Genomic DNA, 13,026 nt, shown 5'->3' on the forward strand with positions numbered 1-13,026 from the left:
CTCGTTTTTTTATGTATACCTTTCAATGAAAAATAGAAATATCTGCTAGAATTTCTCAGCTACTCCCAGTCCCTGCCATGTCCATGCTTGATTTCAAATTCAAAATAACCGTCTTCTTGGATTTTTTTGAAAATGTCACGATAGGCTTCTTCATCAAAAAACGGTCCTTTATAAAGAATTTCAAAACTTAAACCGTCGTATTCTAAGTAGGCGTGCGAAGAGCGAAAACCATTTCTCTTGTAGAAATCCATACGGGCTTTTCGCTGTTCCAGATTATCACAAGGCTCATCAAGTCGTTCTACCTCTAGCACCATAGTCCTTTGATAAAAATCCACCAACTTATCAATAATCTTCCCGCCATAACCATGACTACGCAAATGAGGCATAATCGCAAAAAAACTGATATAAAAGGCTCTTTCATTGTAAACTGAAAAGGCAAAACCGACAAATTCATTGCCATCATAAAAGGCAAAAAAATGAGAATATTCCCCATCTCCATAGCGTAGCAACTCGGATAGCGGTGCACGCTCCTCCTCAGGAAAGGCTTCCGTGTTGAGTCGTTCCACTTTTTCTAAATCTGGAAATTCAGCTGTAACAATCTGACTAGTTAAAGACATGATTTTCTCCCCTTTTAACTGCTTTTCTTTTATTTTATCAAAAATGAAGGTATTTGAGAACTATTGGACTAACATTCACAACCATAAAAGAGGTCGGATTCTACCAACCTCTTTCGGAATTCTTAATTCATCACAATCATCGCTTTAATTGTTTTTCTGTCAGCCATATCTTTGTAGGCTTGGTCAATGTCTTCCAATTTGTAAGATTGAGTGAAAACTTTACCAGGATTGATTCGACCGTCTAGAACTGCTTTTAACAAGATTTCTTTGTCATAAGTTGTACAAGAAGCCGGTCCACCAGCCATTGCCAAATTGACCGTCCAGTAGTCACCGATATTGATGTCTCCTGTATGTGGTACACCGACGCGTCCGACAAATAGCATCTAGACGCGCAACCTCTCTTACCTCCATTTTTCCTGGTTCTACAAAAACTGCTGCTTTCATCTTATTGCTCCTTTCTCTATTAAAAAGATGATGCTCCAATTCATCAAAAAGATAAAACATTTACACTTTTATTATATACTTTGGAGTGCACTCGAAGTCAAGAAATTTTTGAAAAATCTTAGCAGTCCATGATTATTTTCAGCCAAACTTTTTATTAAAAATATTGTTCAGTTCCGTCTTTGATGCTTTTTTATGCTAAAATAGACTTAGAAATTTCAGAAGAAACGGGATTATAGAATTTATGTCCAGAAGAGATTATAGAAATGTACGTTCTAGAAGATGGATTGGTATACTGCTTATTTTTATCGCAGTCGGTATTATTATGCAGTACCTCATCCCGATCCTCTTTGCCATCGGTATAGGCTACGGAATTTACTACTATGCAACCCATCAGCCGAAAAAAATTACAGGACCTAGCGCCAGTCAGCAAATTGAAGATTTGAAAGAGGAAATCGGTGCCGCAGATAGTCGAATCAAGCAGTTAGAGGCTTATCTGGAAGAAAAGGCTTATGAAAAATACCAACAGTTGGCTGAACAGCTCTTACCTCAATTAAGCTATATCCAAAGTCGGACTGATACCTTGAAAAAACATATCTCACCTGAGATTTACCAGCGGATTCAACGGAAAGTGCAAGACGTAACAGCAGATATTCATGCTCAACTTTACAACCTCCGCACGCAAGATGCTGAGAGTACAAAGTCAAACCTTGAAGAATTAGCACCAGAATTGCTCGAAACCATTCACAATATCCAAACCGACCATGAAGCTATTCTCAAGAAAATTTCTCAGTCAGAAAGCAACAACAAGGAAGAATTAACTGCGATCCATCAGTCTCAAATGGAGCATTATGAGGATATTTTGGAGGGCTACCTAAAAATCAAGACTTCCCCGAAAGATTTTTACAATGCCAAGGAACGGCTCTCCAGTGCCAAAGTGGCTATTGAGCAGTTTGATTTAGACTTGGATGAAACACTCCGTCAGCTCAACGAAGCTGACCTACGAGACTTTGATATCAGCTTGCGGATTTTAACTAAAAAAGAGACGAACACAGAACTATAACATCAAAAGGAGACCTTATGAGCCAAGAATTTAACTTCGACATTGACAAAATCGCTAACAATGCCATTACGAAAACGGATAAAACCACCGAGATTATTGAATCAACCAAAACTCAAGCAAATGGGCAGTTAACTTTTTTGGAGAAATTAACTCCTGAACAACAAAATGCTATCATGGCAAAAGCCCCACAGTTGGTAGATAACTTTATTTCTGACCAGAATGCTCTTTTAGATTTTGGACAAGCCGCGGTCGAAGATGTTAATAACACTGTCAACCGTATTTTAGCCGAGCAAAAGAAACTTCAAATCCCACAAGTCGATGAATTGCTAAAAAATACTAATAAAGAGTTAAATGGTTTTGTTGCTAAGTACAAGGATGCTCAAATTGCAGAACTAGATAAAAAGCCAAATTTCTTAGAAAAACTCTTTAAACAAAGTAAGAATACCTTGCAAGAGTTCTATTTTGATTCACAAAATATCGAGCAAAAAATGGACGGAATGGCTGCTACTGTCGTCAAGCAAGAAGATGTACTCGCACGCAATATCGTTTCTGCCGAAATGTTAATTGAAGACAACACCAAATCCATTGAAAATCTAGTCGGTGTCATTTCCTTTATCGAAGCCAGTCAAAGAGAAGCCAGTGCGCGTGCCTTGACTCTTCAAAATAAAGTGGCACAATTAGATACTGCCACTCTAGATTACCAAACCAAATCACAAGAATTGGCTCGCTTGACTGAAGTTGTCAATACATTGGAACAGCAACACACTGAATACATCAGCCGTCTGTATGTTGCTTGGGCCACTACCCCGCAAATGCGTAATCTCGTGAAGGTATCTTCTGATATGCGCCAAAAGCTCGGCATGCTTCGTCGCAATACCATTCCGACCATGAAGCTCTCTATTGCTCAACTAGGCATTTTGCAACAATCAATGAAATCTGGTCAGGTAGCGGACGCCATTTCTAATGCCAACAATGCAGCGCTTCAAATGCTGGCTGAAACCAGCAAAGAAGTCATTCCACAAATGGAGAGAATCTCGCAAAATCCAACAATTGCTGTCGAATCTGTTACTAAGTTGGCTGAAAGCTTAGTTGCTCAAAACCAAGGTATTATCGAAGCCATTGACAAAGGACGGGAGAAACGCGCTCTCCTTGAAGCGACTGTGATCCAATCCGCTGAAACCATTAACGACTCTGTTAAACTACGCGACCACAAGATTATCCAGGCTTTGCTAGACCAGGGAAAAGAAACTCAAAAAGAAGTGGATGAACGGACTACAAACGAAAGCTAATGGACTGGAACAAGAGTTTAGGACAAAAGTTTCCTAAATTCTTACGATATACTATTTTTTCATCGAAACGAAATAGGTGCTTGGTGGTTGTCACTCCTTGCTACGCAAAGAATGACAACAGCCTCGTCAACTATGCGGGGTGGGACAACAAAATCAATTTCTTACGAAATACCGATTTTTGTCCCGCTCCCTTTTCTTTTTTTATGTTACAATAAAGGGTATGGACAATATTATTAAAACAATTTCAGAAAACGGAGCTTTCCGAGCTTATGTACTAGACAGTACTGAAACCGTTCGGACAGCTCAAGAAAAACATCATACTCAGGCCAGCTCAACTGTAGCACTAGGTCGCACGCTCATTGCCAGTCAAATTCTTGCAGCAAACGAAAAAGGAGATACAAAAATCACCGTCAAAGTGCTGGGAACAAGCTCTCTCGGTGCTATTATCACCGTTGCAGATACAAAAGGTACGGTCAAAGGTTATGTGCAAAATCCCGGCGTAGACATTAAAAAAACCGCAACTGGCGAAGTGCTGGTCGGACCATTTGTTGGAAACGGCGAGTTCCTCGTCATTACAGACTATGGAACTGGAAATCCTTATCATTCTATGACACCACTTGTATCCGGTGAGATTGGCGAAGATTTGGCATTCTATCTAACAGAAAGCCAGCAAACTCCGTCAGCTGTCGGGTTAAATGTTCTACTAGATGCCAATGACAAGGTCAAGGTTGCTGGTGGTTTCCTCTTGCAAGTCCTTCCAGGTGCCAAAGAAGAAGAAATCGCCCGCTTTGAAAAACGAATCCAAGAAATGCCTGCTATTTCAACACTTTTGGAATCCGAAGACCATATTGAAGCCTTGCTTTCAGCTATCTACGGCAACGAACCTTACAAACGATTGTCAGAAGAAGAAGTTCGCTTCCAATGCGATTGCAGCAAAGAGCGCTTCCTAAATGCTCTCTCAAGCCTACCTAAGTCAGACCTTGAAGAAATGCGAGACGAAGACCACGGAGCTGAAATCACTTGCCAATTCTGCCAAAGCACATATCATTTTGACGAAAACGACTTGGAGGAACTCATTCGTGACAAATCTTAATACCCCTTTTTTGATTGGTGATGTAAAAATTCCCAACCGGACTGTTCTTGCTCCCATGGCAGGCGTCACCAATTCAGCTTTTCGGACGATTGCAAAAGAGCTGGGTGCAGGTCTTGTCGTCATGGAAATGGTCTCAGACAAGGGCATTCAGTACAACAACGAAAAGACACTTCACATGCTGCATATTGATGAAGGAGAACATCCCGTTTCCATTCAGTTGTTTGGGAGTGACGAAGATAGTTTGGCGCGTGCAGCCGAGTTTATCCAAGAAAATACCCAAACAGATATTGTGGATATCAATATGGGCTGTCCTGTCAATAAAATTGTCAAAAACGAAGCTGGTGCAAAATGGCTCAGGGATCCAGACAAGATTTATTCTATTATCAACAAGGTTCGGTCTGTTCTCAATATTCCGTTGACTGTGAAAATGCGCACTGGTTGGTCGGACGCCTCACTAGCTGTGGAAAATGCCTTAGCTGCGGAAAGTGCCGGTGCAGCAGCTCTTGCTATGCACGGACGCACACGCGAACAAATGTATACCGGTCACGCCGATCTTGAAACCCTCCACAGTGTTGCGCAAGCCTTAACCAAGATTCCTTTCATTGCCAATGGCGATATTCGCACCGTTCAAGATGCAAAACAACGTATAGAAGAAGTCGGTGCAGATGCAGTCATGATTGGACGTGCTGCCATGGGCAATCCTTACCTCTTCCAACAAATCAACCATTATTTTGAAACGGGAGAAATCTTACCCGACCTCAGCTTTGAGGATAAAATGCACATTGCTTACGATCATTTGAAGCGCTTGATTGACCTTAAAGGAGAACATATCGCCGTTCGAGAATTTCGCGGTTTAGCTCCTCATTACCTCCGTGGAACAGCTGGTGCTGCCAAACTCCGCGGTGCTATTTCCCAAGCCAACAGTCTTGCAGAAATTGAAGAGTTGCTGCAAATTTAAACATCAAAAAACACCAATTATCTGGAAGATTATTTCCAAATGGTTGGTGCTTTTTATTTAAAGAGCAATTTCTACTAGGTATCTATCCGAGTCATTTCAGTCCTTGCTTGATTGCGGTAAATGAGATCTTCTCGAACAGAGAAACCTAATCTTTCCCAGAACTGGTTTCCTTCTGTATTTCTTTTAAAAACAACCAAGGCAACCTTATGAATTTTCAAATCATCTAAGACGGTTAAAACTGTCTCAACCAACTGCCGAGCAATCCCTCTCCTACGGTAATTCGGATGAACAGCTGTATGGTAGATATAGGCTCTTCGTCCGTCCGAACCAACTAAAATCGCTCCGATAATCGTTTGATTTTCTACTGCCACCAGACAAGTTTGAGGATTTCTCTGCAAAAACCGAGCAATTCCCTCTTTTGAATCATCTAAATCATTCAATCCCATGCCTGCACATGACAGCCATAATTGGTAAACTTGGTCGTAATCTTCTTCTACCATTTCACGAATGTTCATATTAAAATACCTTATCTACTTTCTGATGAATGCTTCGAATAGAAACTCAGAGCACTTCAAACTTCAATTTTCCAGCCTTGACACCGACTTTCAAGCTTTGTCCCGTTTTTAGCTCACCTGCCAAAAGTAATTCTGATAAATGGTCTTCCACCTGAGTTTGTAGAGTTCTGCGAAGTGGCCTTGCTCCCATTTCAGGATCGTAACCTTTTTTAGCCAGAAGTTTCAAAGCACTAGGTTGGAATTTCAGCTCAATTCCTTTTTCAGCGAGACTGACAATAAGTGGTTGCACCATAATTTTCACCACTTCCTGCATGTCTTCGCTAGTCAAACTGTGAAAAACAACCTTTTCATCAATCCGGTTGATAAATTCCGGACGATAACTTTTCTTGAGCTCTTCCATCATCCGTTTTTCCATGCTTTCATGATCAAAGCGGGCATCACGCGCTCCAAAACCGACCGTCTTATCGTCCCGCAAACTTGTCGCACCAAGATTGCTGGTCATAATGATAATGGTATTAGAAAAATCCACCTTACGTCCCTTGCTGTCGGTCAGCACCCCGTCATCTAAGACTTGAAGAAGCACATTGAAAATATCAGGATGAGCTTTTTCCACCTCGTCAAAGAGGAGCACCGAATAAGGACGATTGCGAACTTTTTCAGTCAATTCGCCCCCTTCTTCATAACCGACATAACCTGGAGGCGCTCCATTGAGACGACTGGCAGCAAATTTCTCCATATATTCGGACATATCAAAGCGAATCAGCGCTGACTCATCATCAAAGAGGACTTCTGCTAAAGCCTTAGCCAGCTCAGTTTTTCCAACCCCGGTTGGGCCCAAGAACATAAAGGAGCCAATTGGACGTTTGCTGGTGCGGATGCCAGATTGATTGCGCCGAATCGCTCGACTGATAGCAGAAATTGCTTCATTTTGCCCAATGACCCGTTTGTGCAGTTCCTTTTCTAAATGGAGGTATTTCTTCGCATCTGTTTGCGTCAACTTTTGCACAGGAATGCCCGATAAACCGCTGAGTGTTGCCAAAATATCCTCGTCTTTAACCTTTAGTTTGTAGACAATTGGCTGACTTTCTTTCTCCAACAAAGCGCCAACCTTTTTCCAATCGCCTGCCATTAAAGCCTCATCTGCTGCACTCAATTCTGCTTTTACATGATTTTGCGGACCTTTATTTTGTACCGTTGCAGCAGCTTCATCTAGCAAATCAATCGCCGAGTCAGGTAGATGTTTGCTTGTTAGATAACGATGAGCATACTTAACAGCTGTCTCAATCGCTGAATCTGTAATCACCACCTTGTGGTGTTCTTCATAGCTTTTCTTGAGCCCCTGTAAAATCGCAATACTATCAGCTACTGTCGGCTCTTCAATAGTAACCTTGGCAAATCGCCGTGAAAGAGCTGCGTCCTTTTCAATATATTTCTGGTACTCTTCTTGTGTCGTTGCGCCGACCGTTCTAAGTGTTCCTCTAGCCAAAGCTGGCTTGAGAATGTTCGCTGCATCTAATGTCGAATCAATCCCACTGCCAGAACCCATAATAGTATGAAGCTCATCAATGAAGAGAATCACGTGCCCGTCTGCTTCAATATCATTGATAATATTGTTCATCCGCTCTTCAAAATCACCGCGAAAACGAGTCCCAGCTACCACATTCATCAAATCCAGCTCCAGAACTCTCATCTTTGCAAGCTCATTTGGCACCTGACCAGCAGCCACACGCTGTGCCAAACCAAGGGCCAATGCTGTCTTCCCAACTCCTGCATCTCCTACCAAAACTGGATTGTTTTTCGTCTTGCGACTTAAAATCTGAAGCATACGCGAAATTTCTTCATCACGCCCAACGACCGGTTCTAAAAGACCCGTATGAGCCATTTCGGTTAAATCACGAGTATAATCTTCTAATCCGCCACTAGTAGAAGGAGGCATCCCCATCATATTGGCCATCGTTTGTTTCGCTGCAGCAGCATTTTTATTTAAGTGGCGAATAGCCTTTATATCCTCTTTACCCCAGCTAGCCTTATGCTCTAAGTTTTTCCGAAGATCGGTCATGCGCAAAACGCCTTCTTTATCCTCATAGCTAAATCCTGTAAATTCAAGGAGACGTGCCGCCAAACTTCCTCGGTCAAATAACATAGCTAACAACACATGCTCTGTCCCAAGATTCTTAGCATGAACAGCCTCTGCAATTCGCTCAGCTGTCAAAAACAACACTTTCATACGATGAGAAAATGGCCAAATGGTAAAGCTTCCCTCTTGTTGATAAATCTTTCCTGTGATATGAAAGGCTGCTTTCTCAAAATCATCAATTTCAAGCGGATAATCATTTAAAACAGAACCCGCAACACTATAAGGATTATTCGCCATGGCAATCAACAAATGCCAAGACTCCAAATAATCTGTTTCAAAATGGCTTGCTAGCAGCTGCGCCGACTCAATACTTTCTGTCAAAGCTTTTGAATATTTCATATATTAGTTTTTCCCTTTTCTATCAACTTGTTGTAAAATTTTCTTCAACATCCGCGCACGAATTCGTGCAGCATCTGTTCCCAATACTCTATCAGTTGCCGTCGCTAAAAGAAGGTTACCTTCTCTTTCCGTCATGATTTTTTCATCAAATAGTAGCTGAATAATATCTGTAAAAACCTGCTGACTGATCTGTTCACCAACTCTATGCAGCAAATCACAAAGCAGCTCATGATGATTAGAGAATTCAATCCGACCAATCCGAATGTAGCCGCCTCCACCACGCTTGCTTTCAACAACATAGCCACGACTTTCCGTAAAACGTGTCTTGATGACATAATTTATCTGACTCGGAACAACCTGAAAAACATCCGCAATTTCACTGCGCTTCAACTCTGCAATCCCAGCTTGAGCTAAAATTGCTTTGATATATTCCTCAATACTGTCTGACGTATTCTTATGGCTCATGACAACCCTTTCTTCCAGTTCTTTCTTTTGCTCCATAAATGAGCAACTGACATTGACTATCTTTGACTAATATTATACCGAAAATCTCTTATTTTTGAAAGAAAAAGACCCAAATGAAAAACTGAAAAGTCTGATTATTCAATCAAGTGAAAAAGCTTATAGAATAGGAATAATTCGAGTGTAAACGCTTGCCTTATAATTTTAAAGCGTTATAATATAGATGAAAATTTGACGATAATAATAAAAGGAGGCCAAATGAATGAAAATGGATTGGTTCAAATATACACGTCATGCACTGGTTTGGTTGGTTTCAACTTTATTCTTTTTTACAGTTATTTCTGCTGATTATGTGGATGTCCAAGTCGTCCCGTTAGTCATCTGCTTATTTGCTCCATTTTTATTTGAACCGTCTTCAATAAACCCTAGAACAAAATGGACAATTGATTTAGTCATCATTGCTGTAAGTGTCTGTGCTATTCTCTTTACACAAACATACCGAATCGCTTTTACCTATTCCGAAATTACCTATCTACTAATTTCTTTAATCGTTTTAATATTTGTAAACTCTGTGATTTCTCACAAGGGATTCACGAAAAAAATTGTAAAATAAAAGCAGACACTACTAGAAAAGGCTAGAGAGTTATATCAGCTCTCTAACCTTTTTATTTATGATTTAAACGCTAGCTATTGATTGCCTTAGTTTTGACCAAGAGCAGCAGCCATCGTAGCAGCTACTTCTGATTCAAAATCGTTGGCAGCTTTTTCAATACCGTCACCCACTTCAAAACGAGTAAAGCTTGCAATTGTCACACCTTGGCTTTCAAGAAATGCTTCAACAGTCTTGCTGTCGTCCATGATGTAAACTTGCGCAAGCAATGTGTATGCTTGGTCAACTTTTGTATTATCTAACATAAAGCGATCCATTTTACCAGGAATAATTTTGTCCCAGATTTTTTCTGGTTTGCCTTCAGCCGCAAGACCAGCTTTGATGTCTTCTTCAGCTTGTGCAATCACTTCATCCGTCAATTGAAGTTTAGAACCAAATTTATAGTGTGGAAGCGCTGGTTTACCAACCATTGCACGACTTTCGTTGTCTTGATCAATTTTGTGGTTCATTTGAGCCAATTCATCATGGATAAATTCTTCGCTCAATTCTTTGTATGAAAGAACAGAAGGCTTCATAGCTGCAACATGCATTGCCACGTGTTTTGCAAGATCCTCGTCACTACCTGAAAGAACAGTGATTACTCCAATACGCCCGCCATTGTGTTGGTAAGCACCAAATACTTGATCATCTGCTTTTTCAACAACTGCAAAACGACGGAATGAGATTTTTTCTCCGATGGTAGCAGTTGCACTAACATAAGCAGCTTCAAGCGTTTCTCCTGAAGACATTGTCAAAGCAAGAGCTTCTTCGTTGTTAGCTGGTTTGCCTTCTGCGATAACTTTAGCTGTTTCGTTTACCAATTCAACAAATTGAGCATTTTTTGCTACAAAATCTGTTTCTGAGTTCACTTCAACGATAGCAGCAACATTACCGTTTACATAGACACCCGTCAATCCTTCAGCAGCAACACGGTCTGCTTTTTTAGCAGCTTTTGCCATACCTTTTTCACGAAGCAATTCAATTGCTTTTTCGATATCGCCATCTACTTCTACAAGTGCTTTTTTAGCGTCCATGACACCAGCACCAGATTTTTCGCGCAATTCTTTTACAAGCTTAGCTGTAATTTCTGCCATTTTGATCCTCCAATTAAGATATTACGATTTTATTTAATAAAAAGGGGAGGGCTAGGCCCCGCCCCATAGGTTCGTTACTTGATTATTCGTTTGAGCCTTCGACAACTTCAACGATTTCTTCGATAGAATCTGCTTGTGAATCAGCTGCAGCTAATTCTGCTTCTACTGATTCAACGTTGTCTTCTCCTTGACGGCCTTCGATAATCGCATCAGCCATTTTCGCAGTGATTAACTTAACAGCACGAATAGCATCATCGTTAGCTGGGATAATCACATCAATGTCATCTGGATCTGTATTTGTATCCACCATCGCTACAACCGGAATACCTAATTTCTTAGCTTCTTTAACAGCGATTTGTTCTTTATGTGGATCCACAACATACATCACATCTGGAATACGTGGCATTTCTTCGATACCACCCAAGAATTTTTCAAGACGAGCGCGTTGTTTGTTAAGAAGAGCGACTTCTTTTTTAGGAAGAACATCAAAAATTCCGTCTTCTTCCATACGTTTGATTTCTTTCAAACGAGCAACACGTTTTTGAATCGTTTCCCAGTTTGTAAGTGTTCCACCCAACCAACGGTGGTTGATGTAGTATTGACCAGCACGTTCTGCTTCTTCTTTTACAGCATCAGCAGCTTGTTTTTTCGTACCAACAAACAAGATAACTGCATCGTTAGCAGCTGCGTCACGCATAAAGTCGTATGCTTGATCTGCAAATTTTACAGTTTGTTGCAAGTCGATAACGTGGATACCGTTACGTTCTGTGAAGATATACTTCGACATCTTAGGGTTCCAGCGACGAGTTTGGTGACCAAAGTGTACACCAGCCTCAAGAAGTTGTTTCATTGAAATTACTGCCATGAGTAATGTCTCCTTTTTTGTTTTTTCCTCTCCCAGATTTCAACTCGCAAAACCACCCGTAGGCAACGGCTTCACAATTCATCTGAAATGAGTATTTGCCGATTACACGACATCTACTATCATATCAAAATTTCTTCCATTTTACAAGAGAATTTCTGTTTTTTCATGCCAAATGCACGAAGAAAATCATTCAAAATTTATAACCTTTGAAAAGGGGAAAGTTCTGACTTATCTTAATCGCTATAGTCTTTTAAGTAGGCTCTTAATTCTCGAATCATAGCTTGGCGGCCTTTGAACCGTTCGTCGGCTAGTAAGCGCTCGTACTGTTCTTGTTTCTCTGGACTCAGTTGAGCTTGGTAACTCTTTAGCTGGTCCCGGAGAATCACCAGTTCATCCAGATACAACTCTTTCAGGCTGAGCTTGTGACCAATCTCGCTCACTTCTTCATAAGCTTGACAGTCCAGCTTGCGCTTTTGGCTTTCTTGTTTGCGGAGGATGTCCAGGATATGATTGCGGAACTTGGTCTTATAGTAAACATAGAGCTGACTTTCTGTCTCTACCAGCTGCGGATAGCGACTCACCAACTGATAGAGTACTAACATGCTCTCTTGGTCCCAATCGCTTAATTCCCACAGGTGAACATAATAATCCCGACGGCACTTTAATACAATCCCCCTTACCTTCCCATACAACTCCTTGAACTCCATTTCCTTCTCCTTCCTTGCTCTTACCTTTTAAGGATAGCATGAAGGAGAAACCTTTTGTTTTCTGGTAGCTATTCTACTCTTTTTGGTTTCTATTTCGTACTTCTTAATACACCTATCTATCTCTTCAGGTACTTTTACATACTTTTCAGCAGATAAAGTTAAAACTAATAGCTGTGATAAATTCAGCATGATAATTCTATAAGTTCTGTAGTGAGTCATCGATTATGAAATTCTAAAAAACGCCTGCTTACGAAATTGTTTTTTTGTAAAAGCAATTTCGTAAACAAGCGTCTACGTTTCTTATCATAAGATGAGTGTTCCCGCTAGGAAAAATCCTAGCGGTAGACCAGAGCTAGACTAAGAGTAACATTACTCCATCATCATAACACTCAACAAAATTGATAAAAATTATACTAATTCAATGATTGCCATTGGAGCAGCATCACCACGACGTGGTTCAGTTTTAAGGATACGAGTATATCCACCGTTACGTTCTGCATAACGAGGAGCTAAATCAGAGAATAATTTTTGAAGAGCAGTAGTTGAAGTATACTTTTCTGTTTCTTCATCATAGTTTTCTGATGCAATTTCGTTACGAACAAAAGCTGCTGCTTGACGACGAGCATGCAAATCACCACGTTTACCCAAAGTAATCATTTTTTCAACTGTTTTACGGATTTCTTTAGCACGAGCTTCTGTTGTCACAATTGATTCGTTGATAATCAAGTCAGTGGTCAAGTCGCGAAGCATTGCTTTACGTTGTGAGCTAGTGCGTCCTAGTTTACGGTAAGCCATGT

13 protein-coding genes and 1 pseudogene are annotated in these 13,026 nt (G+C 40.7%); 5 read left to right on the forward strand and 9 right to left on the reverse strand.

The annotated features are described in order from the left end of the window. Positions 1-59: 59 nt before the first annotated feature. Together RG565_RS00580 and RG565_RS00585 are read right to left on the reverse strand one after the other, a co-directional pair. On the reverse strand, positions 60-617 hold the full coding sequence (locus RG565_RS00580) for a GNAT family N-acetyltransferase (RefSeq protein ID WP_106383873.1): 558 nt from the start codon (positions 615-617) through the stop codon (positions 60-62). A 122-nt stretch (positions 618-739) separates the two neighbouring features. Next, a pseudogene (locus RG565_RS00585) lies at positions 740-991 on the reverse strand (alcohol dehydrogenase); the annotation flags it as partial. 311 nt (positions 992-1,302) lie between these two features. Here RG565_RS00585 and RG565_RS00590 point away from each other — a divergent pair. The 4 genes from RG565_RS00590 (at position 1,303) to dusB (ending at position 5,461) form a co-directional block, all read left to right on the forward strand. Continuing rightward, the gene (locus tag RG565_RS00590) at positions 1,303-2,121 is read left to right on the forward strand and encodes a hypothetical protein (RefSeq protein WP_247936837.1); all 819 of its coding nucleotides are present in this window, start codon (positions 1,303-1,305) and stop codon (positions 2,119-2,121) included. A 17-nt stretch (positions 2,122-2,138) separates the two neighbouring features. Next, the gene (locus tag RG565_RS00595; RefSeq protein ID WP_247936838.1) at positions 2,139-3,410 is read left to right on the forward strand and encodes a toxic anion resistance protein; all 1,272 of its coding nucleotides are present in this window, start codon (positions 2,139-2,141) and stop codon (positions 3,408-3,410) included. A 220-nt stretch (positions 3,411-3,630) separates the two neighbouring features. Continuing rightward, on the forward strand, positions 3,631-4,503 hold the full coding sequence (gene hslO / locus RG565_RS00600) for an Hsp33 family molecular chaperone HslO (RefSeq protein WP_247936839.1): 873 nt from the start codon (positions 3,631-3,633) through the stop codon (positions 4,501-4,503). Beyond that, positions 4,490-5,461, forward strand: coding sequence for a tRNA dihydrouridine synthase DusB (gene dusB / locus RG565_RS00605; protein WP_247936840.1), 972 nt, complete (start codon positions 4,490-4,492; stop codon positions 5,459-5,461). Before hslO ends, dusB begins: the two co-directional genes overlap by 14 nt. A 74-nt stretch (positions 5,462-5,535) precedes the next feature. Here the strand turns inward: dusB and RG565_RS00610 are convergent, their stop codons facing one another. From RG565_RS00610 to RG565_RS00620, 3 genes are read right to left on the reverse strand one after another with little or no spacing between them, the layout of a single operon-like run. Beyond that, positions 5,536-5,976, reverse strand: a complete 441-nt coding sequence (locus tag RG565_RS00610) for a GNAT family N-acetyltransferase (RefSeq protein ID WP_022525384.1) — start codon at positions 5,974-5,976, stop codon at positions 5,536-5,538. 46 nt (positions 5,977-6,022) lie between these two features. Continuing rightward, positions 6,023-8,452 (reverse strand): ATP-dependent Clp protease ATP-binding subunit, encoded by a 2,430-nt coding sequence (locus RG565_RS00615; RefSeq protein ID WP_247936841.1) that lies wholly within the window; start codon positions 8,450-8,452, stop codon positions 6,023-6,025. Between the two features lie 3 nt (positions 8,453-8,455). Next, a complete protein-coding gene (locus RG565_RS00620) occupies positions 8,456-8,917 on the reverse strand; it encodes a CtsR family transcriptional regulator (RefSeq protein ID WP_037567136.1) in 462 nt (153 codons plus the stop codon). 259 nt (positions 8,918-9,176) lie between these two features. On the opposite strand from RG565_RS00620, the gene RG565_RS00625 reads away from it, so the two are divergent. After that, positions 9,177-9,527: a hypothetical protein gene (locus RG565_RS00625; RefSeq protein WP_070670629.1), complete on the forward strand. Its 351-nt coding sequence runs from the start codon at positions 9,177-9,179 to the stop codon at positions 9,525-9,527. An 86-nt stretch (positions 9,528-9,613) separates the two neighbouring features. Here the strand turns inward: RG565_RS00625 and tsf are convergent, their stop codons facing one another. The 4 genes from tsf to rplQ form a co-directional block, all read right to left on the reverse strand. Next, complete coding sequence (gene tsf, locus RG565_RS00630) at positions 9,614-10,657, reverse strand: translation elongation factor Ts (RefSeq protein WP_247906492.1); 1,044 nt, start codon at positions 10,655-10,657, stop codon at positions 9,614-9,616. An 82-nt stretch (positions 10,658-10,739) separates the two neighbouring features. Further along, complete coding sequence (gene rpsB, locus RG565_RS00635) at positions 10,740-11,522, reverse strand: 30S ribosomal protein S2 (protein WP_022525388.1); 783 nt, start codon at positions 11,520-11,522, stop codon at positions 10,740-10,742. 233 nt (positions 11,523-11,755) lie between these two features. Continuing rightward, positions 11,756-12,229, reverse strand: a complete 474-nt coding sequence (locus RG565_RS00640; protein ID WP_247936842.1) for a sigma-70 family RNA polymerase sigma factor — start codon at positions 12,227-12,229, stop codon at positions 11,756-11,758. A gap of 408 nt (positions 12,230-12,637) precedes the next feature. Beyond that, a complete protein-coding gene (gene rplQ / locus RG565_RS00645) occupies positions 12,638-13,024 on the reverse strand; it encodes a 50S ribosomal protein L17 (RefSeq protein ID WP_003026513.1) in 387 nt (128 codons plus the stop codon). Positions 13,025-13,026 lie beyond the last annotated feature (2 nt).

The sequence above is a fragment of the Streptococcus sp. IsoGale021 genome (assembly GCF_031142795.1).
Lineage (GTDB): Bacteria > Bacillota > Bacilli > Lactobacillales > Streptococcaceae > Streptococcus > Streptococcus hominis.

Bases quoted from the DNA above. Each gene is read 5' to 3' on its own strand.
- RG565_RS00580 (WP_106383873.1), bottom strand. From the start codon at position 617: ATGTCTTTAACTAGTCAGATTGTTACAGCTGAATTTCCAGATTTAGAA.
- RG565_RS00590 (WP_247936837.1), top strand. From the start codon at position 1,303: ATGTCCAGAAGAGATTATAGAAATGTACGTTCTAGAAGATGGATTGGT.
- RG565_RS00595 (WP_247936838.1), top strand. From the start codon at position 2,139: ATGAGCCAAGAATTTAACTTCGACATTGACAAAATCGCTAACAATGCC.
- hslO (WP_247936839.1), top strand. From the start codon at position 3,631: ATGGACAATATTATTAAAACAATTTCAGAAAACGGAGCTTTCCGAGCT.
- RG565_RS00610 (WP_022525384.1), bottom strand. From the start codon at position 5,976: ATGAACATTCGTGAAATGGTAGAAGAAGATTACGACCAAGTTTACCAA.
- RG565_RS00615 (WP_247936841.1), bottom strand. From the start codon at position 8,452: ATGAAATATTCAAAAGCTTTGACAGAAAGTATTGAGTCGGCGCAGCTG.
- RG565_RS00620 (WP_037567136.1), bottom strand. From the start codon at position 8,917: ATGAGCCATAAGAATACGTCAGACAGTATTGAGGAATATATCAAAGCA.
- RG565_RS00625 (WP_070670629.1), top strand. From the start codon at position 9,177: ATGAAAATGGATTGGTTCAAATATACACGTCATGCACTGGTTTGGTTG.
- tsf (WP_247906492.1), bottom strand. From the start codon at position 10,657: ATGGCAGAAATTACAGCTAAGCTTGTAAAAGAATTGCGCGAAAAATCT.
- rpsB (WP_022525388.1), bottom strand. From the start codon at position 11,522: ATGGCAGTAATTTCAATGAAACAACTTCTTGAGGCTGGTGTACACTTT.
- RG565_RS00640 (WP_247936842.1), bottom strand. From the start codon at position 12,229: ATGGAGTTCAAGGAGTTGTATGGGAAGGTAAGGGGGATTGTATTAAAG.
- rplQ (WP_003026513.1), bottom strand. From the start codon at position 13,024: ATGGCTTACCGTAAACTAGGACGCACTAGCTCACAACGTAAAGCAATG.